Source organism: Deinococcus aquiradiocola (assembly GCF_014646915.1).
Taxonomy (GTDB): domain Bacteria; phylum Deinococcota; class Deinococci; order Deinococcales; family Deinococcaceae; genus Deinococcus; species Deinococcus aquiradiocola.
In genome coordinates this window covers 152,404-173,100 of the sequence record NZ_BMOE01000006.1, presented here as the reverse complement: position 1 = coordinate 173,100, position 20,697 = coordinate 152,404, and the positions used below count along the sequence as shown (strand labels likewise).

Genomic DNA, 20,697 nt, shown 5'->3' with positions numbered 1-20,697 from the left:
AGTCCCCGATGACCATTCACGCCGGCCAGCTCGTCATGGTGGACCTCCCCGGCCCCACCCTCGACGACGACACCGCCCAGTACCTGCAGGACCACCACATCCGCTCCGTGTGCCTGTTCGGCAAGAACGTCGAGAACGAAACGCAGCTGCGCGCCCTGTGCCACGAGCTGCGGCGCGTGATGGGCCCCCACGCCCTCATCGCCATCGACCACGAGGGCGGCGCGATCCTCCGCACGCCCTTCTGGCCCGCCCCGCCCAGCGCCATGGCCCTCGGCGCCGCCGACGACCCCGCCCTCACCCGCGACGTGCACCACGCCCTCGCCAGGCAACTGCGGTCCGTGGGCATCAACTGGAACTTCGCGCCCGTCATGGACGTCAACGTGCAGAGCGAGAACCCCGTCATCGGCGTGCGCGCCTTCGGCGCCGACCCCGCCCTCGTCACGCGCCACGCGCTCGCCGCCGTGGACGGCCAGACCGCCGAGGGCGTCGCTTCGTGCGTCAAGCACTTCCCCGGCCACGGCGACACCCGCCAGGACAGCCACCTCGCCCTCCCGCGCGTGGAACGCTCCCGCGAGGAGCTCGAAACGACCGAGTTCGCGCCGTTCCGCGCCGCCGCCCAGGCGGGCGTGCCCGCCTTCATGACGGCCCACATCGTGTACCCGGCCCTCGACGCGCAGCACCCCGCCACCCTCAGCCGCGCCATCCTGACGGGCCTGCTGCGCGCCGAGTGGGGCTACGACGGCGTGATCGTCACGGACAGCATGGGCATGCGCGCCATCGACGACCACTACGGGCGCGGCGAGGCCGCCGTCCTCAGCCTCGCGGCCGGCGCCGACCTCGTGATGGCCCTCGGCCGCCGCGACGCGCAGCTCGCCACCCTCCAGAGCGTCACCGCCGCCATTCAGGACGGCACCCTCCCGCACGACGCCCTGCGCTCCAGCGTCACGCGCCTCGAGACGCTCGCCCGGACCTTCCCCGCGCACGCCGCCCCCGACGCCCGGCACGGCAGCGACCCCGCCCTCTTCCGCACCGCCTGGGCGCGCGGGCTGACCACTGTCGGCCCGGCCACGCCCCCCGCGCCCGGCAGCGCCGTCACGCTCGTCGCCCGCCGCGAGGAAGCGCGCGAGAACGTCAGCGAGGCCGGACTGCCCGCCCGCGCGCTCGCCCGCACCCTCGCCAGCCTCTACGACCTGCAGACCTTCGAGTACGACGACGCGCACACCCTCGACTGGGACGCCCTGCGCGCCGAGGGCCGCACCGTGCTGCTCGCCACCGCCGGACGCCACCGTCAGGCAGGCCTGCACGGCGCGCGCCCGCACCTGCACCTTTGCCTGTACAACGCGTACAGTGTCCTTGACGTGGACGCGCCCGCCCTCGTCAGCTACGGCACGCCACCCGAAGCGCTCGGCGCCGTGACCGGCTGGCTGCGCGGCGAGACGCCTGCCACCGCCCACCTGCCCTACGACCGCCACCGCCCGGGAGAGACGACCGCCGAAAAGCGCCCGCGTCCTCCGTCAACCTGACGAGCGAAACAAGGCCCCGACCGAACACCCGAAGCGCAGCGCCGATACCCGCTCCACGGCACCATCCTCACGGATGCGGCGCGGAACTGAACGCCCGGAGGTCGGCCGAGCGGAACACCAGACCGCCCCCGGCTGAAAGCGCCGGAAAGGACGCCCCGAACGAGACGGAAGCGGGCAGGCGCCTGCCCGGCGCCGAGCGGTCCACGCCGGGAGGCTGGAACCAGCGCCGACACCCCTGAAACCAGATCGACACCGGACCGGGGACCGGCTGCGAGACGGGCGACCGTCACCTGCCCGGCGTGAGCCGGAGTTCTCCGAGCTTCAGCTCAGGTGCGTCGGCGCCGAGTCGGACGCGCTGCCGAACGCCGGCCTCACCGGACTCCCCGTACAGGCCGTTGCTGTTGCGGTCCTCGCCAGCCGTCAGATCGAATGTTCCGGAGGGCAGGAACGCCTCGAACGCCCCGTCGGTCCGGACTTCGGCGGTGTAGACGTTGCCGTCGTCCCTGCGGAACGCCATGCCGTACCCGGCAGAGATTGCGGGCGCGTCCAGTGCCGCGCGCGGGTTGATCATCCCGAATCCGTAGAACGGGTCGCGTCCGGGCGTTCCGAGGTCGGTCGCGGTCTGTTCGATGCGCTCGGTCGCCTGAACCGCGCTGCCCGTCACGCCCTTCGCCAGCAGGAGGGCCGTGAGGACCGACACCTGCGGGGTCGCCTGAGACGTGCCGATCATGGTGGAGTACACCGGCAGGTTCCGCTCGTAGTCCCAGTCTGTCGAGAGGATGTCGTCCGGAAAGGGCGCGTCGTTGAAGCGCGAACCGTTGAAGTACGTCTTCCCGGACGCCAGGTCCGACGCACCCCCGCCGGGCGCGCTGAGTCGCACGGCCGAGTAATGGCTGCTGAACGAGGAATGCGCCACCTGCCCGCCGTGCGTCAGGGTCACGGCCCCGACCGCGACCGCGTCCGGGCACGCCGCAGGGTAATGGACGCGCTCGTCCCCGGTATTGCCGGCCGCGGCAATCACCGCGGTCCCCCGCTCGCGCGCTGCATGAATAGCGCCGCACAGGGGCGCGGCCGTCTGCTCGTCCATGGGTCCGCCCAGGCTCAGGTTGATGACCTGCGCCGGATTCGGGTTCGCGTACACGCGTCCCTCGACCTCGGTCGGAATGCCGGCCGCGTACAGAACGGCATTCGTGACGGTGGCGACGTCGCTCTGGCCCCGCGCGTCAATGGCGCGCACCGGCAGCAGACGGACCGGCGCGCGGTACGCCGCTCCGGCGACGCCCCGGTCGCTGCACGCGCCGCACGGCGCCTCGAAACGGTTCCAGCCTGCCGCCATGATGCCCGCGACATGCGTCCCGTGACTCCCACGGGTGCGCCCGAAGAAGTCGGGGTCGGTCGGGTCCGTGTCGGGTCCGTCACCGTCGTCCGACGCGCCTGCGGGCAGCAGATCGAGTGCTCCCTCGATACCGGTGAGCAGCGCGGCACCGAGGTCCGGGTGATCGTACCGGACGCCGGAATCGATCACGGCGATCACGGCGCTGTGCGTGTACGTCCCGCTCTCCATGTCCCGCCAGACGGCCGGGTACCCGAGGGTCCTGAAGTGCCACTGGTTCGCGTAGAAGGGGTCGGCGGGCTCCATCGGCAGGGCCGTGACCGGATCGCCGAGCTCGTGGAGCGCGGCGTTCGCGGTGACGGTGATCCCCCCGAACGCCGCGCTCAGCGCCGCCCGTTCACGCCCGTCCAGCGTGGGGCCGTCCATCACCACGCTGGACGGCCCCAGACGCGAGAAGGACGCGCCGCGCAGGCGCAGCGCGGTGAGGGCCTGCATACCGGAAGATCCACGGGCCGCCCTGACGAAGGCGTCGGCGTCGGCGACACTGCCAAAGGACAGAATCTGGCTGTCCGCCGGGCCCGTGTCCGGGACGTCCGGACGGCGCTGCAACTGAACGTCCTGCCCGCTGCTCTGCGGAGAGATCGTTCCGGACACCCGGTAGAACGAGAAGCTGACGTCCCATTTCGCCTTGCCGCTGCTGCGGCCGTCGCTCGCGGCCCAGTACATGTCCACCGTGCCCTGCACGTTCGCCTGACGTGTGGCGTGATCGGCCACCCTGTCGCGGTCGACACGCAGGGTCAACCGGTCCGGCGTGTCGGTCCGGTCGATCCTGAGCCATGAAGGAGTGGTCAGGGCACGCCAGGCGTACCCGGCTGGGAGGTCGAGCGTGACCGCTTCCTTCGCACCGAACCCGATGGTGGCGTTCGTGAGGAATTGCCGGGATTCGTCCGGGGACGAGGGCGCGCTGCAGGCGGTGAGGCACGCGGAGATCAGGAGCAGGGGGCGGAGATCAAGTCGCTTCATGGGGCTCACCTTTCTGGAAATGGGGACTGTGTTCCCGTTATACGGGCAGGTGCTTAAAGGGCCACGAGGGCCGGGTAGACCGGAATGGGGGGCAGGCTGCTGCACCGCGGGATTCGTGCAGGCGGAGGCCAGGGTTCAGGCTGCCGCACCTGAACCCTGGCCTCCGCCGGGTGAACCTCCGGTTACTTGATGGAGTAGAGGAACGATTCCGTTCCGGTCACCTTGATGTAGGAGACGCCCTTCCAGCTCACGAGCTTCTCCACGTAGTTCGAGAAGGTGCCCGAGTTGGCGCTGTACGTGAAGCTCCCAATCAGCTTCTGCTGAGCGTCATAGGCTTCGTACGTGCCGGATCCGGCCAGCTTGATCGCCGTGACGTTGAAGAGCTTGTCGGCCCCGAGGGCGCTGCGGATGTAGGACGGCGTTTGGTTCAGTTCCAGCACCACGATGCCGGGGGGAGAGAACTGTTCCCAGTTCTTGAGGGCATAGATCTGCGGGGACGTGAAGGTCAGGTTGCCGACGGTCGTGCTCGTTCCCATGTTCACCCGGGCCTTGGGAGTCGTCGCGGGGATCAGCGCGTCGAAGGCGATGTTGACGTCGTGGGCGGGCGGGGTCGGCGCGATCACGATCGAGGCGTTCTGGTTCGTCTTGACCCCGAGTTCGTCGCTGACGTACGCCGACACCGTGTACGGGCCGTCCGCGGCGAACTTGAAGTCCGCGAAGCACCTGCCGTTTTCTGGTACCTTGGAGACGTTGACGGTGTACTGCACTGCACTGGAGTACCAGCCGACCTTCTCGCAGGTCAGGGTCTCGTTCACGTCGGCGACCGTGGCGTAGGCCCGGACGAGGTTCTCCTTCGCGGACCACTTGGGCGCCTCGAGGGCGACGGTGGGCGCGGAGTTCCGGACGACGATCTTGAGGGACTGGTCGGCCTTGCGGTCGAACACGCCGGACGCGAGGCGGGCGCTGGAGTTCACGGTCATCTGGCGGCCGACCGTCGAGGCCGGGAACGTGAAGGTCTTCGTACCATCGGCCGTTCCGGCGGTGGGCGCGGCGCTGTCCAGGCTCCAGTCGTACAGGTAGGAGGCGTTCGGGTCCTTGTTGTCGATGACGTTCCGGAAGAGGGCCGTGCCGTAATCGACGGCCAGCGGCTCCTCGTCGGAGGGGTTCTCGATGAACGTGCCCGCCGAGCTGTACTGGATCTTCGTCTGCAGCGGCACGGAGAACGTCCCGGAGTTCGAGTAGAGGCAGCCCGAGTACACTTCCTTGGACGCGCCGTTGACCTTGAACGACTTGACGACCAGGTCCAGCTCGAAGGGATTGATGCCGACGTTGGCCTTCTGGCAGATCTGCGTCTTCCAGGTGCCGGCGGAACCGTTCACCGTGAAGTAAGCTTCCGGACCGAACTCGCCTTCCGCGAAGATGCCGTACTTGCCGTACAGGTCAGCGGTGTACCGGCCGACCAGTTTCGCCTTCGCGTACGCCTCGGCGTTGAGGGCGTAATTCTGCGTAAAGTTGTTGGTCAGCTCGTTGATCGGCACGAACGACTGGCTGCGGGAGCTGTCGTAGTCGATGCCCAACTTGTAGGACAGCGAGTGCTTCAGTTCGTACTTCGCCTGCCCCTTGAAGCCGCCTTCGAGGTTCAGGTACACCTCCAGCTTGTGGATGATCACGATCGGCACAGGACCGGCCTGCGCGACGATCGGCTTGAAGTTGATGGTGCCGAGCAGCGTCTTCTTCAGGAACTTCTGGTTGACCTTGCCTTCCAGTTTGACGTTGGCGCTCTCGCTCACCTGGGCATAGGACTTGATCTTGATGCTCGGGGTGATGTTCGAGAGGAGATTCGATGCGGAATTGTACACGCCGCTGGCAAAGTTGCCTAACGTTTTCCCGACGTTGACTGCAAGTTTCCCGATACTACTTCCAGTACTCGCCACAGCGTTGCCGAATTTTTTGAGACCTTTGCCAATACTCCCAAAAAGCCCCGCAGACTTCAGCTGTCCGTTCTCGTTCAGGGCCAGACCCTGCAGCGTGTACGTTCCGTTCGTGCTCGCCTGCAGGCCCAGGGCGCTGACACCGAGCTCGTACGTCAGTTTCGGTTTCGCGACGGTCACGGTGCCCTTCGCGGTCAGGTAGTTGTTCTTGTCCTTGCGGTCTCCGAGCAGCAGCTCGTCGAAGGAGTACTCGACCAGGTTGTCGCCGGTCGCCGCCTGCATGGTGACGCCTTCTGCCGTCTTGGACGCGGCGAAATCGATGTTGGCAGCGGTCGGGTCGGTGACGTTCTTGATGTCCGCCTCGGTGAAGACCTTCGAGAGGTCCGCTTCCTTGAACAGCACCTCGACCGCCCCGCCGACCGTGTTGACGGCCGTGGCCTCCAGCAGCATGCCTTCCGGCGCGACCCCGTCGATGGGACCGGACGTGATGACGCTGCCGACCTTCAGGGACTTGGCGAAGTCCGACGTGCCCTGCATCAGCAGGCGGCCCGCCGTCTTGTCGTACGAGATGACAGCCGGGTAGAGGGCCGCCGGCAGGGTGAGCACGTTGTCGCTCGCCAGGACCACCTGCGGGTCGCCCGCGACGGGCGGCACGTCCAGACACTCGAAGGAGATCTTCTGCGTCTTGACCTGGTTCGTCTCCTTGATCGTCACCTCGACGTTCTTCTCGACGAGTCCGGCCTTGTCCTGGCATTTGGCGTAGTAGGCGATCTCGGTGCTGACGCCGGCGGGCAGGACCGTGTTGTAGTCGATCATGTCGCCGACGAACAGGTAACCGTCCCCGGTGTTCTCCGGCTGGCGGATCGTGATGTTCATGGGCGCGTTCGTCTCGTTCTTGAAGTTGAGCACGCCGACGCCCGGCTGACGCGTCTCGAGCGTGTTGCCGCTCAGGTCGCCGGTGATGCTGATGCTGCGGTCCACGCCGACCGGTTCCTGGACCTTCGGGGCACCCTGCGCCATCGTCAGCATCATCGAGGCGGCGTAGGGGTCGCCTTTCGGTCCTTTCTGCCGGTCCATCGGGATGTCGAGGCCGAAGGTCGCCGTGAAGACGTCACCTTTCTTCAGCACGTCGACGCCCGGCTTCCAGCCGGAGTCGGCGTAGGGGTTGGCGCTCGTGAAGCCGGGCGGGAGGTTGAAGGTCAGTCCGGACAGGTCGAGGCCGACCGCGTAGGGGGTCGCGTCGAGGTTGGTCTCGACCTTCAGCGTACCGGTGTTGAAGAACTTGGCGCGGCCGATCGTCATGGCCGTCGCCTTCTCGCTGGCGGGGCTGCCGTCGTAGTACTTGACGCTGCTGAACGGCGTGCCGTCGATCGTGCCGAGGGCGGTATCGCTGCTGCTCACGTTGACCGGCACCAGCACGGGCGCCGTGATGTCCTGATCGCCGTTGTACGTGAATTCGATGGTCGTGGCGACGTGCCGCCGTCCCGTCGTCTCGTCGGTGAAGGTCTGCACCGAGAGCACCTTCTGGGTCAGGTTGTTCGAGCCGTTCGAGATGCCCTGGCCGGTCACGGTTGCGGGCTGCAGCGACTGTACGGTGGCGGTCGCCTCCGAGTTGAGGTTCTGGAAGTTGATTTCGAGCAGGTCCGCCGGGCGATTTACGGTCGGGGCGGGCTTCTGCGGCGTGGCGGGCGACGTGGCGACGGGTGCGGGCGTGCTGGCCGTCTGTGGGTTCTGGCAGCCGCTGAGGAGGGCTGCGGTCAGGATCGCGCCGGTCAGGTGGATTCGTTTCGTATTCACGGTGTGACCTCGTGGCAGGGCGACGTGTCGTCTCGGAGTGGGCGCAGGGCTCTGGGTCCGGGGATGGTCAGAAGTCGTTTCTGGGGGTGAATCCGCTGCCTGGACCGATGGGGATGACGATGGGGGCGCTGAAGGCCTGCAGGGTGATCGACTGCCAGGCGCCCAGGTCGGTGACGGCCGGAGTGACGTAGCGCTGCTTCGTGACCTGCGGCGGTGCTGGGGTCGTGCAGATGGGTGAATTCATTCGTTCTCCTGAACGTGAGGGTGGTGATGTCCCGCCCGCGGGGCACCGACCTTCGCCGCACCGGTGTGCGGGTTGGTGGGTGGCGCGCTGGTGTGCGGCAAGGACCCTCGGAGCGGCATGATATGAGATCTGAATTAAATGACAGTGGAAAAGATGAACGATCAGCCCTGGCTCTTCTCATCTCCTGCGCCGTCCTGACCGGTCAACTTTGCCGAACGATCAGTCCGGTCCAGGGGGAATCCGATCGACACGGCTCAGGAAGCAGGGAAAGCTTGCCCAGGCCGTGCGCGAACCGGCACCCGTCACTGGGACAGCTCCGCAGAAGAGGACGACGGTCCAGCCCTACCGCCAGCCCGTCCTTCCTGACGCGTGCGGGCGGGTGGTGGCTGCGCGTCCCGAGGCTGGGAACGTCAGCTCAACGCCATATGCCCTACCGCACTCCACGTTCACGCCGTGGCCGCCTGCACCGGGCACGGCATGTCGTCAGTCGTCACGCGCAGACGCCGGTCAGTGCCGCGGCACTGTACAGGCGCACAGGGGAAAGGGCACTGCAGGACCCGTGGCATGACGAGGCCCGGGCACCCACGTCAACCTCCCGCCGGGGACTGCTGGCCTGCTGCACCCCGACGCGTCGGCTGGACGGACCGACGTCGACATCCATGAACGGCCCCGGACGTGCCGGGCCGCGCAGGATGAACCGGGTCGGGTGCCGAACGTGTGCGCCGACCCACCGGACGACCCCTGCGGAGCGCGGCGAGGCCGGTGGCCACATGCGCCCCACAGGGATTGGCCGCCGGTACGGTTCGTCATGCGCGCCGTGCTGCTGCGCCACGAACGAGAGGGTGAACGCCTCCAGCTCCTCAGATGTTCCGAGCGCGATGAAGCGCACGTCCGGCCAGTTCAGCTGCAACAGCGTGACCTCGTCCGGCTGCAGTGAAGGAGCGTCGAGGACGACGGTCTGCGTCGCAGACCTGTCCTGAACGAGCCGCCCGACCGAATCACTCAGGGCGCGCGCCGTCGTGCCGGGCCGGACGGCGAGGCGGTGGACGGGCAGCGCGTCGAGCTCAAGGGTGCGCGTCATCTCGCTCAGTGCGGCCGTCACCGTGGCGGCCGCGCCTTCCAGCCGGACGAACCCGCCGTCCAGCCACCACGCGAGCAGCGCCTGCCCGGCCGACGCGCCGTTCGGCGTCAGCCAGCCGTCCGTCAGGTCGGCGAGTTCCTGCCGGACCAGGCGCTCCACCTGCGTTCCACTGCCGCACAGGCACAGGAAGCGCGCCAGCGTCCGCGCGTCCGGCAGCGGAGCCCCAGGCACCTGCCAGGCCTGTTCGGTCAGCTGCGCCTGCCGGTCCGGGCAGCGTTGCGCCTCGTTCAGCAGGGCGTCCTGCCGCTGTCCGGCCAGCCGCTCACGCTGATCGAGCACCCAGCCCTCCAGTTCCGCCCCGACGTCCCGCAGGGGCACGTTGCCGAGAAAATCGGACTCGACGAGACCGCGCCGGAGCGCTGCGCCGCACGTCTCGCTCACCCGGACCGTACCGTCCTTCACCGTGAGACCGACCTTCCACTTCCTGAGCTTGCTCAGCGCGACGTTGAGGTTGTTCGCGGGCTGGTCCGAAGACGGCCAGAACAGACGGCCCAGATCACTTCTCGTCGCCTCCCCCTCGAGCAGCACGTAGGCCAGCATCAGCAGGGGCTTCGTCTCCCCCTGAACCCTGAAGGTCAGGAGGTCGGACGTCGTCTCGTGTGGAATGGGCGGCTGGGTGCTGAACATGACGTGGATTCCTGACATCCACCCTAACGATCCACTCATGGAGTCTCATGTCCATTCAGTCACGCCCTGTGGCCGGATGGCCAACCCGGTACTGTGCCCGCCGCACCGTCTGCGCCATCTGTCATTTCCGCCTGAGGCCGTCCATGTCACCCCTGCCCGGGCTACACTGACGCCCGTGGAAGGGCAAGGACACGACCTGCATCTGCTGCACATCACCGGTGATGAGCGGCGTTCGTTCGAGGAGAAACGCTGGATCTTCGTTTTTCTCACGCTGGCCCCGCTGATCGGGCTGACCGCGACGTACGCCGTGCAGCTCACGCAGCCGGTCCGTGAACCCTTCGTGATGTACTCGTACCCCGTCATGGCGCCCATCATGCTCGGCAGCATGCTCTGGAACCTGCTCGGCGGGTACAGTCGATTGGCAGAACGGATCACGGTGGTGTTGCTGGCCGTCCTGGCCGTCCTGCACAACCTCTCGTTCGCGCTGAAACCGACCCTGCCGGAATCCCCGTCCTTCGTGGGCAGCGCGTCGTACTGGACGCTCGTCCTGCATGCCTGCGTGATCCTGCTGCTGCTGCCGGTCCGTCAGGCCGGTCATCTGGTCGGCACTCTGTACCTGATCTGCGTGGCGCTGCCGTGGGTGCTGAACGCCGAGACCTTCACGCCGTACCTCGGGGCGATGATCCGCACGCAGGGCGCCACCTTCTCGGTCCTGCTGGCGATCCTGTGCCTGGCGTGGTACCGGCAACGCTACGTGGACCGCGCTCGGGAGGCCCTGATGCTCCGGCAACTGGCGATCAGTGACCTCTTCAGTTCCAGCGGCACGCAGGACAGTCACCGGCCCTGACGCCGGAACGGCGAATCCGGATCAGTCGCGCTCGAGGGGAAGGCAAAGGCGGAAGGTCGTCCATGGGTGATCAGAAACGCTGCGTTCGTAGGTGAGGGTGCCGCCGTACCGTTCCACGATGCGCCGGGCGAGGTACAGCCCGAAGCCGGTGCCGCTGCCGCGGGTGGACGTCCGGAAGCGTTTGAACAGGTGAGGGATCTGGGTGTCCGGCACGCCCGGCCCCTGATCCATCACTTCAATCAGGGCGTGCTGCCCGTCGCTCCTCAGGTGGACCCGCACGAAGAGACGCTCCGGGCTGAACTTCACGGCGTTCTCCAGCAGGTTCTGCACGGCGCGGCGCAGGTCGTAGGCGTGACCGAGCACGTGGCAGGACTGCAGGTGCAGCTCGAAGTGGATGCCACGCTCGCGGCCCCGCAACTGTACGTCGCCCACCACGCTGCGGATCACGCTCTCCAGGTCGATCGGAGTGCTGGGCTCGCCTGTCAGGTCACCGCTCTCGTACTCGGCGAGCAGCATCAACTGGTCCGAGACCGTCAGCAGGTCACGGTTTCCCTGCTGTGAGTGCTGCAGGAACAGGGCGAGGTCCGCGTTGAGCGGGCCGTACGCACCGCTCAGGGCCGCCTCGGCATGCAGGATGTTCGCGGTAATGGGGGTTCGCAGGTCGTGCGAGAAGGCGTACACGAGGTCGCGCAGCAGTTCGCGCTGCACGCGCACCTGCTCGAACAGAGCGAAGCGTTCGATCTGCATCTGCAGGACATGGGCCGCGTCCCCGATGAATGGCACAGGCGCGCTGGGCCGCGTGAGTTCCACCACCGTCTCCCCCTGCCCGGGCGGCGCGAAACGGACGTACACGTTGCCCTGCACATCACGCCACACGTCACCGGGCGCTGCAGGAACGGGGGCTGGCAGCCGCGCCTGTGAGAGGCGCAGTCCTGCCCGGCGGACCGGGGGGAGCGGCGTGATCAGCTGCTGCCGGGCGATCCACGCAGCGGCATTCTCGACGTGGTGTAGCCGGTGACCGTGTGCGCCGGACAGGTGAGCGAGCGTGCGCGCGGCCCGCTCGGTGGGGTGCGCCGTGCCGCTCTCGATGTCGGGCACGTTCAGGACCGGCACGTCCGGCGTGATCACCGCCTCCGCCCGCCGCGCCTGCCACGTCGCCCAGATACCGCTGAGCAGGACGAGAACCGTGACACCCATCCGCAGCAGCACCACGTCCGTGTCGGACCCGCTCCGCAGAATTTCGTAGAGTCCGGTGGCGACGCTGCCCATCACCGACAGGGCCGTGAGGCGCGCGGTGAGGCGCTCGGAGCGCGCGATGAGCGACGCGGCCAGCAGGGCCGGCAGTCCCAACGAGAGCGGCGTGTGGGCCGGGGTGAGCAGATCCCCGACGAGGACGCAGAACAGCGTGATGACGCCGGCCCGCCAGATCGGCACGTGATCCGGTCGCTCCAGCAGGCGGACGAGTTCTCGGGTGGCTGGGGTCATGTTGCGGCTCCGTTCCTTCAGATGAGTCCGGCACGGAAGGCCTTCACGGCCGCCTGCGTCCGGTCGTTCGCCTGGAGCTTTTCGAGGATGTCACCGATGTGCTTTTTCACCAGACCGACACTGATGTCGAGTGCCGACGCGATTTCCTTGTTGCCGCAGCCGTCCGCCACCAGACGCAGGATCGCCGTGTCCCGCTCCGTGAGGGGGGACAGGGCCGAACTGCCCTGCACCGTGTGCAGCAGGTGCTTCGCGCTCTCCGGGTCGAAGAACACGGCGCCCGTCGCGGCTGCCCGGACCGCCTGGAAGAGCACGTCGGGCGGTGCGGACTTCAGGCAGTACGCCACGGCCCCGGAGGCCAGCGCCGCGAAGATCTGATCCCGACGGTTCGACGCGGTCAGCATGATCACCTGCGTGCCCGGATGCGCGGCACGCACCTCGGTCGCGGCCTGAATGCCGTCCATGCCGGGCAGGTTGATGTCCATCAGGACCACGTCTACCGTGGAGCGCGGCAGCTGTTCCAGACCCTCCTCGGCGGTGCGCGCCTCCGCCACCACCCGGAAGTCCGGCTGGGCGCTCAGCAGGGCACGCAGGCCGAACCGGGTCAGGTCGTGATCCTCGACCAGTTGAATGCGGATGGGAAGTTCAGGGATGTCCATCAGGGGGTTCCTTTCCTGACTTGAGCAGGAAAGCATTCCGTTCTCAAGAAGAGGCCGGGTCCAGCCTGAGCGAGGACCACGGCCGCCATTGTAAGGTGCGGGACCTTAACGGTTCCGTCCCACTGCCCTCGCACGCACCAGCATCCTCGGTCGAGTCGGCATCAACCGCGCGCAGCGGTTCTGGTCGGCCCGGACACAGGTCTTTTAGGGCTGTCGCCTATCCTGGCGACGTGCCGCCCCAGTCTCCTTCCGCCGCTTCACGCCTGGTGACCCACCCGGGCCGACTCACCCTGGACGCGCTTCCCGAAATGCGTCATCTGAACCTCGAAGGATACGTGTATGGCCAGCTTCCCGCGCACCACGCGCTGCGCCAGCACCTGCGCCCGGCAGCGCTGCAGCAGGCCCTGCGCCATCAGGTGATCGCGCACGAACTGCGCGCCCTGCTGTGCGTCTGGACGGCCGAGGAGATTCCCGTCCTGCTCACCAAGGGCTTCGCCATGGCGGAATTCGAGTACCCGGAAGCCTCACAGCGGTACTACGGCGACGTCGACGTGGTGCTGCCCGACGATCCCGCCATCGTCACCCGCGCCGTGCACCTCGCGCTCGCGCACGGCTGGCGCACGGACGAGCACTACGCTGACCCCGGCCGCTGGACGCACGAGACGGCCCACCTCTTCAGTCCGAGCGGCCACGTCCGGCTCGACGTGCACCGCTTCGTCATCTCCTGGACGTCCGGACCGCAGCGGCACATCCGGCAGATCACCCGGTCCGTCTGGCAGGAGAGCGCCGTGCAGGAGTGGCGCGGCCTCCCGGTCCGCCGCCCGTCCCCCGTGGATCAGGCGGTCGTGACCCTGATCCTGGCGCGCACCTGGGGTGGAGACGCCGGAGGCCTGAAGGCTGCCGACTACACTGACCTCCAGCAGCTCCGGACGAACCACGGCCTCACCGTCCAGGCGCTGACGGACAGAGCAGACGCGTTCCGGGCCAGGCACACGGTCCGTGCCTTCCTGCGGGTGTGCGATCCCTGGCGCGGCGCGTTCACGCTCGGCGAACCCACGGCCCGCCGCACCCTGCTGCGCGGCCCCCTCCTCGACGGACGCTTCACGCTGGGCGACGTGTGGATGACCCGCCTGTGCGCCCTGCCGGACCGTGCGGCGCAGATGAACCGCGTGTTCCCGCACGTCCGGGCGGGCCTGCAGGACGCGCGGCGCGGGGACTCGCCCGGCAGCACGCCGCACGTGCGCCACGCCTCCTCACCCCTCCGTCATGCCGAGCGGTTGTCGCTCGAAGCGGCCGGACGCTGGCTGACAAGACTTCACCGTCCCTGGCGCCCGCTCGGCGCACTGCACCGCGAACGGGCGTACGTGACCTTCCGGATCCTCCGTGAAGCGGGTGACGACGTGGACCTCGTCCTCGGCCAGTCACCGCAGACCGGGCAGACCCGCGTGTGGATCGAGGACCGCCACGGCATTCCCGACTGGTACGGCGACCCGCGTCCCACCCGGAATTTCCGGGAAGTGAAGCGCTGGTCATCCCGGCCAGCACACCCGGACCCGCACCACCCCTGAAGGCGGGACGGTCACCGTGTGACCGGGACGCTCCCGGACAGGGCGGCCGTCACGTCGTCCAGCACGCTCTCCCGCGTGACCCCCACGGCATGGACCAGCGGCATCAGCCGCGCCACGCCACGCTGAGCGACATCCCGGGAACGCCCGGTCAGCGGCACGCCGCTCATCTCCCAGACCGCCCGGACCCTCCGGGCCGCCGTGAGTTCCTCGCCCGGTGCGAACAGAAAGAGCCGGTCCAGCCGCGCGTCCTGTTCGGAAGGCGGAAGTGGCAGCAGTCCCTTGCCCTTCGCGTCCCGCCCCACGAACCCGGCCCGGCCGGGTGGCGGGAACCGCGCGACGCTGTCGTCGAAGACCCTCAGGCACCGGTCCAGTCCGGCCACGCGACCACTGTCGACATGCCAGAACGTCCGGTCCTCCGCCACGACCCGGAACCCCCGGTTCCAGAGCCGCAGCACGGCGGTGCTCTTGCCGGCCCCGCTCACGCCGCTGATGGCCACGGCCCGGTCGTCTCGCGCCACGGTCGCGGCATGCAGCGGCAGCCAGCCGCCCGCGCGGTGGGCTTCCGTGAACGCCAGTGAGAAGAGCTCCAGGTGGGTCGAGGTCTGCCCGAGGAGGGCGTCTTCCACACGCAGTTCGGTGTGCCGCTCGCCGATCTCGGCCTGAAACAGGCCCGGCACCCAGAAGGCATTGTCGCGGTGGTGGACGTTCCAGGCTTCGGTCCCTGATCCCGGGAGCTGCACCTTCAGCCCTTCACGGCTGTCCGTCACGCGACCGACCGTGATCCGGAAGGTCCGGCCATCGTGGCCCGCACCGCTGCCGTTGCCCCCGAGATGCTGTTGCAGCAGCTGATCGACCGGTTCAGGCAGGTCGGAGATCACACGCGCGTCCAGCGAGGACCACCCGGCGTTCAAGACCGGCGTACCAGATCCCGCGCGGCGAGCTCACGGAGGAGGGCGTCCACATCCGCTTCCGCCTCCGCAGTCGTCACATCGAACGCGTCCGTCAGTGCTGCCACGAGCGCTTCGGCCGTGCCCGGAAGGGCACGCCAGATTACCCCTCCGGCCGCGTTGAGGCTGAACATCTCGCTCCTCAGGGGATGCAGCAGCACAAGTTCGTCGTCCAGATCGGTCACCAGTACGTCAGGATGGATGTTCCACACCGGAGCAGCCTAATGCAGGCGACTTAACCGTCCGGACTGGTGCCCGGACGAGGGGCCGTGCACGGCAGGGGAGAACGCCCGGTCGGGAGCAGTCTGCGGTGTTCGCCGCTGCGTTCAGGGCGGTGAGAGTGAAGGTGTAGAGTTCCGCGCCGTCGCTGCTGCTGGTGTGCGCGCTGAGCCGCCAGTTGCCCACCTGGACGGGAGCGAGTTCGAGTGGGCTCTGCGGGGCTGGGGCCGAGCGGGTGCAGTTCACGGTGACGGTGCTGGCCGTGACCGGGGTGCCGGTTCGGTCGAGGATGCAGACGGAGGACAGCGTCAGCCGGAGGGGAACGGTGGCGCGCGCGACCTGGGCCGGACCCGCCAGGAGGGCCGGCAGCAGCAGGGGCTTCATGCTTCCAGTGTCCGGGTGAACGCTGACGGCCCTGTCATGGCGCAGGCCCGTGAAGGTCCAGAGGTGCGGAGGGACGACCCGTGTTGAAACATCGTACGTCCTATGTTATCGTTCCTTCGTTCCCGCACCGACCTGCTGCCCGGCCCTGCCCGGCAGCCCACAACCCGCAGCTCACCTCCAGGGAGACCCGCATGTCTGTAGCCCCACCGCGCCCGCCGACCCCCGGTCCGGCGACGTCACACCCGTCGCCTGCCACCGCGACCGTCGCAGGCCACAGCCTCATCAAACGCTTCTCGAGCGTCACGGTGCTGCACGGCATCGACGTCGGCTTCCTGCCGGGCCGCATCCACACCCTGATGGGCGAGAACGGCGCCGGAAAATCCACCCTCTTCAAGGTGCTCTCCGGCATCCATCAGCCGGACGGCGGCCGCATCGAGGTCCTGGGTGTCCCCACCGTGCTCCGTACACCACGCGCCGCGCAGGCCCAGGGCATCTACCTCGTGCCGCAGGAACCGGCCCTGCTCGGGGAACTCACCGTCTGCGAGAACATGGGCCTCGGTCACCTGCCGACCACGGGCAGCTTTCCGCGCCGCGTCGACTGGAAACGCACCCGGGCCGAGGCGCAGTCGGTCCTCGACACCCTCGGCCTGAACCTCAGCCCGCAACTGCTCGCCCGCGACCTCAGCATCGCGCAGCAGCAGCTGGTCGAGTGCGCCAAAGCGCTGCTGCGCGGATGCCGCACCATCCTCTTCGACGAGCCGACCTCGCCACTCACCGTGCGTGAAGTGGACTTTCTGTTCGGCGTGATGGACCGTCTGCGCGGCGAGGGCTACACGCTCGGCTTCATCAGCCACCGGATGGACGAAGTCCTGCAGATCAGCGACGAGATCAGCGTCCTGCGGGACGGTGTGCTCGTCGAGACGCTGGCCCGCCCGCAATTCGACCGCAAACGCCTCGTCGACCAGATGGTGGGGCGCGACGTGACGGTCAGCCGCCGCCGCACCCCCATCCCGGCGACCGACCGCACCGAGCAGGCCGCGCCCGTCCTCGAAGTGCACGACCTGACAAGCGAACCGGCCTTCCGGAACGTGACCTTCCAGCTGCGGGCAGGTGAAGTGCTCGGCCTGGCCGGCCTGGTCGGTGCGGGCCGCACCGAGGTCGCCGAAGCGATCTTCGGGGTGCGCCCCAAGACCGGACGGGTCACGCTGCGCGGGCAGGACATCACGCCGCTCCGCGTGCAGGAGATCGTGCGGCAGGGACTGGTGTACGTCCCCGAAGACCGTGCCCGGCACGGCGCGATCCTGCCGATGTCACTCGCCGAGAACATCTCCGCCGGGGCGCTCGACTCGGTCCGGCACCGCCTTGGCTTCCTCGACCTCGCGCTGGAACGCCGCGTCGCCGAGGACCTCATCCGGCGCTTCGGGGTGCGCGCCCACAGTCCCGACCAGCCGATCCGGACCCTGTCCGGCGGCAATCAGCAGAAGGTGGTACTCGCCAAATGGATGAACACCCGGCCCACCGTCGCGATTCTCGACGAACCGACGCGCGGCGTGGACGTGGGCGCCAAGGAGGAAATCTATGACCTCATCGAAGGACTGGCCCGGGAGGGACTCGCGGTGATCGTGATCTCCTCCGACCTCGAAGAACTGCTGCGGCTCTCGGACCGGGTGCTGGCCCTGTACGAGGGCGACGTGGTGGCCGAACTCAGCGGCGACGACGTGACCGCCGACCGGGTGGGCCGCGCCTTCCTCGGTCACGCCGACCCGGACCCCGGCCAGACCCCCGAACCCCCCCTCGCCGCGACCGACGGCCGGATCAGCGCGTGAAGGCGCACCCCCTTCCGCTCGCCGGTCCGCCCCTCGCCCGCCCGCTCCCTGGCCCCGACTGGCGCCGGATCCTCACGTCCCGCGAACTGATCCTGATCGCCGCGACGCTGCTCGTGACGCTGCTGGCCGGCCTCGTCAACCACGACTTCCTCGCGGGCAGCAACCTGCGCTTCATGCTCCTCAACTCGGTGGTGCTGGGCCTGGTGGCGCTCGGGCAGACGCTCGTCATCATCACGCGGGGCATCGACCTCTCGGTCGCGCCGGTGCTGGGCCTCGCGGCGGTGGTGTCGGGACTGCTCGCCACCCGTCAGGGCCTGCCGCTGTGGGGGGCGGTGCTGCTGGTGCTTCTGCTGGGGGCCGTGCTCGGCCTCGTCAACGGCACCCTCGTGTCGCGCGTCAGCATTCCGCCCATCATCGTGACGCTCGGCACCTACAGCCTGTACGGCGGCCTGATCTTCCTGTACTCCGGCGGCGATCAGGTCAACTCGGTCCCGGACAGCTACGCGCACTTCGGCAACGGCGTCCTCGCCTCCTGGTTCCCCGTCCCCATCCCGATCCTGGTGCTGCTGCTGGTGACGCTGGCCGTCTGGTTCCTGCTCGGGCACCTGCCGTTCGGACGCAACATCCTCGCCATCGGCAACAATCCCGTCGCCGCGCACCACGCCGGAGTTCCGGTCCGCGCCACCCTCACCTCCGCGTACTTGATCGCCGGGACCCTCGCGGCCCTCGCCGGACTGATCTACGTCTGCTACACCGGTTCGGCGACCGCCACCACCGGCACCGGCGACCACTTCGAACTGCAGTCCATCGCGACCGTGCTCATCGGCGGGACGGCCGTCTCCGGCGGGCGCGGCAGCGTGCCCGGCACGGTGCTCGGCAGCACCTTCCTGAGCGTGATCCTCACGGCGCTGGTGTTCCTGCACGTTCCCGCCATCTGGTACTCGGCCGGTGAGGGCGTCATGATCCTGCTGGCCGTCACCAGCAGCGCCCTGAACCGCACGGGCCGCGGGCGGGCCGCGTGACCCGCTCCCTGCGCGAAGCGCCCGCCCCGGCCCGCCGCCGGGCACGGATCGGCGGCTGGGAGCTCGCCCTGGCGGCCCTGCTGCTGCTGCAACTGCTGGCGTTCTCGGCGCTGGTGCCGGGCTTCTTCGACGGGCTGGGCGGCCTGCTGAACGTCACCACCAACTTCCTGCCGTTCGGGCTGGTCGCGCTGGGCCTCGTGCCGGTCATCCTGACGGGCGGCATCGACCTCTCGGTCGGCGCGGTGGCCGGGTTCAGCGCGGTCCTGATGGCGGTCCTCTGGAAGCACTTCGGGCTGAGTCTCGGCGTGGCCGTACCGCTGGCCCTGCTGGCGGGCGCCCTGCTCGGCGGCGTGAACGGCCTGCTCATCACCCGCACCCGCACCGAGCCGCTCATCGTCACGCTCGCCACCAGCTTCGTCTTCACGAGCGTCACCACCGCCCTGGCCGGCGCCGAACCGCCCTCCGGCTTCCCCGACCGCTTCAACGCGCTCGGCACCGGCGCGCTCGGCGGCGTCCCGTACCAGCTGATCCTGTTCGCCGTGCTGGCCGTCGTGTTCAGCCTGCTCGTCACCCGCACCCGCTTCGGCCGCAGCGTCGTGATGGTCGGCCACAACCGCGACGCCAGCCGCTACTCCGGCATCGACGTGAACGCCACCCTCGCCTGGGTGTACGTCCTGAGCGGCGTCATGGCGGCCCTGGCGGGCGTGGTGCTGGCCGCGTACTACAGCGCCGTGCGCAGCGACATGGGCGACATCCTGCTGCTCAGCGCGCTGACCATGGTGGTGCTCGGCGGCATCAACATCTTCGGCGGCGAGGGCAGCGTACTCGGCGCGGTACTGGCCGTCCTGCTGCTCGGCTTCCTGCGCCAGGGTCTGCTGATCGCCGGGTTCTCCGACATGGTCACCACCATGGTGACGGGCGCGATCCTGCTCGTCGCCATCACCGCCAAGAACCTGCTGGCGGGCGGCAGCTTCACTGCCCGGCTGCAGGCACGCTTCCGCCCCGCGTCCACCGGTTCTCCCTCCCCACCGGAGAACGCCATGAAATAGCCACGTTCACCGCCCGCCGCTGTCCGCTTCCCGCCCCCACCCCCAGGAGTTCACCATGACCAAGCCATCCTGGAAGTCCGCCGTCCTGATCGCCACTTCCGCCCTCTGCGTCGGTGCCGCCCTGGCCGCCGCGCCCGACACCTCCAAACGCCTCAAGGTCGCCATGGTCCCCAAACTGCTCGGCCTGTCGGTCTTCAAGGCCAACGAGAAGGGCGCCATCGCCGCCGCGAAGGACCTGAACATCGACTTCCTGTACACCGCGCCCGTCACGGCCTCCGCGCAGGGCCAGGTGGAGATCTTCAACAGCCTGATCGCCCGCAAGTACGACGTCATCACCACCACCTCCAACAACCCCACCCAGCTCGCCCCCGCCCTGCGCCGCGCCATGAAGATGGGCATCAAGGTCGTGTCGTACGACTCGGACGTGTCCGCCGACGCCCGCGACTTCTTCATCCAGAACACCTCGTACCCCGAGATGGGCAAGGCCCTCGTCGACTCGGTCGCCAAGTACATCGCGCCCGACGCCGAAGTCGCGATCCTCTCCAGCACGCCCGACGCCACCATCCAGAACGAGTGGATCAAGGCCCTGACCGCCTACATGAAGACCGCCTACCCCAGGATGAAGATCGTCACCACCCAGTACGGGTACTCCAATCCCACCCAGTCGCTCACGGCAGGCGTGAACATCCTGCAGGCCAACAAGAACGTCAAGGCGATCATCGCGCCGGACGGCGGGGCCGAGGTCGGCGCGGCCGCCGCAGTCGAGAAGCTCGGCCTGACCGGCAAGGTCTTCGTGACCGGCTGCAGCAACCCCGACTCCATCCGCGCCTACGTCAAGAAAGACATCATCAAGGCCAGCCCCCTCTGGGACGAGGTCAAGGAAGGCATGCTCGTCATGCACGTCGCCCGCCTCGCCGCCAACAACGCCCTGCAGAAGAACGGCAGCTTCACGGCCGGCAGCCTGGGCAAGTTTGACGTGAAGGACGGCGTGATCGTCTTCAGCAAACCGCTGGTCTTCACCAAGGCCAACATCGACCAGTACCGGTTCTGAACCGGACGCGGTGCCGGGCCACCC

General features: G+C 68.5%; 16 protein-coding genes. 7 read left to right on the top strand and 9 right to left on the bottom strand.

The window, feature by feature from the left end; genetic code table 11:
• The first annotated feature begins 8 nt into the window (after positions 1–8).
• On the top strand, positions 9–1,523 hold the full coding sequence (gene nagZ, locus IEY33_RS10770; protein WP_229670939.1) for a beta-N-acetylhexosaminidase: 1,515 nt from the start codon (positions 9–11) through the stop codon (positions 1,521–1,523).
• A 286-nt stretch (positions 1,524–1,809) separates the two neighbouring features.
• On the opposite strand, the gene IEY33_RS10765 is transcribed toward nagZ, so the two are convergent.
• The 4 genes from IEY33_RS10765 to IEY33_RS10750 all read right to left on the bottom strand — a co-directional run bounded on the left by IEY33_RS10765 (position 1,810) and on the right by IEY33_RS10750 (position 9,619).
• Positions 1,810–3,879: a S8 family serine peptidase gene (locus tag IEY33_RS10765; RefSeq protein WP_188963271.1), complete on the bottom strand. Its 2,070-nt coding sequence runs from the start codon at positions 3,877–3,879 to the stop codon at positions 1,810–1,812.
• Positions 3,880–4,061: 182 nt separating this feature from the next.
• Entirely contained in the window at positions 4,062–7,607 is a 3,546-nt protein-coding gene (locus IEY33_RS10760) for a hypothetical protein (RefSeq protein WP_188963270.1), read from the bottom strand.
• A 67-nt stretch (positions 7,608–7,674) separates the two neighbouring features.
• Positions 7,675–7,851 (bottom strand): hypothetical protein, encoded by a 177-nt coding sequence (locus tag IEY33_RS10755; protein WP_188963269.1) that lies wholly within the window; start codon positions 7,849–7,851, stop codon positions 7,675–7,677.
• Between the two features lie 490 nt (positions 7,852–8,341).
• Entirely contained in the window at positions 8,342–9,619 is a 1,278-nt protein-coding gene (locus tag IEY33_RS10750) for a hypothetical protein (protein ID WP_188963268.1), read from the bottom strand.
• A gap of 175 nt (positions 9,620–9,794) precedes the next feature.
• Here IEY33_RS10750 and IEY33_RS10745 point away from each other — a divergent pair, with 175 nt between their 5' ends.
• Complete coding sequence (locus IEY33_RS10745) at positions 9,795–10,466, top strand: hypothetical protein (protein WP_188963267.1); 672 nt, start codon at positions 9,795–9,797, stop codon at positions 10,464–10,466.
• Between the two features lie 21 nt (positions 10,467–10,487).
• Here the strand turns inward: IEY33_RS10745 and IEY33_RS10740 are convergent, their stop codons facing one another.
• Entirely contained in the window at positions 10,488–11,951 is a 1,464-nt protein-coding gene (locus IEY33_RS10740) for a sensor histidine kinase (protein WP_188963266.1), read from the bottom strand.
• A 17-nt stretch (positions 11,952–11,968) separates the two neighbouring features.
• Positions 11,969–12,607 (bottom strand): response regulator, encoded by a 639-nt coding sequence (locus IEY33_RS10735; RefSeq protein WP_306415612.1) that lies wholly within the window; start codon positions 12,605–12,607, stop codon positions 11,969–11,971.
• Between the two features lie 230 nt (positions 12,608–12,837).
• Between IEY33_RS10735 and IEY33_RS10730 the strand changes: the two genes are divergently transcribed.
• Complete coding sequence (locus IEY33_RS10730; RefSeq protein WP_188963265.1) at positions 12,838–14,175, top strand: nucleotidyltransferase family protein; 1,338 nt, start codon at positions 12,838–12,840, stop codon at positions 14,173–14,175.
• An 11-nt stretch (positions 14,176–14,186) separates the two neighbouring features.
• Here the strand turns inward: IEY33_RS10730 and IEY33_RS10725 are convergent, their stop codons facing one another.
• From IEY33_RS10725 to IEY33_RS10715, 3 genes are read right to left on the bottom strand one after another with little or no spacing between them, the layout of a single operon-like run.
• Positions 14,187–15,053: a hypothetical protein gene (locus IEY33_RS10725; protein ID WP_188963264.1), complete on the bottom strand. Its 867-nt coding sequence runs from the start codon at positions 15,051–15,053 to the stop codon at positions 14,187–14,189.
• A gap of 29 nt (positions 15,054–15,082) precedes the next feature.
• Positions 15,083–15,307, bottom strand: coding sequence for a PqqD family protein (locus IEY33_RS10720; protein WP_229670938.1), 225 nt, complete (start codon positions 15,305–15,307; stop codon positions 15,083–15,085).
• Positions 15,308–15,314: 7 nt separating this feature from the next.
• Positions 15,315–15,725: a hypothetical protein gene (locus IEY33_RS10715; RefSeq protein WP_188963262.1), complete on the bottom strand. Its 411-nt coding sequence runs from the start codon at positions 15,723–15,725 to the stop codon at positions 15,315–15,317.
• A 191-nt stretch (positions 15,726–15,916) separates the two neighbouring features.
• On the opposite strand from IEY33_RS10715, the gene IEY33_RS10710 reads away from it, so the two are divergent.
• From IEY33_RS10710 to IEY33_RS10695, 4 genes are read left to right on the top strand one after another with little or no spacing between them, the layout of a single operon-like run.
• The gene (locus IEY33_RS10710; RefSeq protein ID WP_188963261.1) at positions 15,917–17,551 is read left to right on the top strand and encodes a sugar ABC transporter ATP-binding protein; all 1,635 of its coding nucleotides are present in this window, start codon (positions 15,917–15,919) and stop codon (positions 17,549–17,551) included.
• Complete coding sequence (locus IEY33_RS10705; protein WP_188963260.1) at positions 17,548–18,573, top strand: ABC transporter permease; 1,026 nt, start codon at positions 17,548–17,550, stop codon at positions 18,571–18,573. Before IEY33_RS10710 ends, IEY33_RS10705 begins: the two co-directional genes overlap by 4 nt.
• Positions 18,570–19,622 carry an ABC transporter permease gene (locus IEY33_RS10700; RefSeq protein ID WP_188963259.1) on the top strand — a complete coding sequence of 351 codons (1,053 nt, stop codon included), beginning with the start codon at positions 18,570–18,572 and terminating at the stop codon, positions 19,620–19,622. The genes IEY33_RS10705 and IEY33_RS10700 overlap by 4 nt, the downstream gene beginning before the upstream one ends.
• Before the next feature lie 55 nt (positions 19,623–19,677).
• Entirely contained in the window at positions 19,678–20,673 is a 996-nt protein-coding gene (locus IEY33_RS10695) for an autoinducer 2 ABC transporter substrate-binding protein (protein WP_188963258.1), read from the top strand.
• The last annotated feature ends 24 nt before the right edge of the window (positions 20,674–20,697 follow it).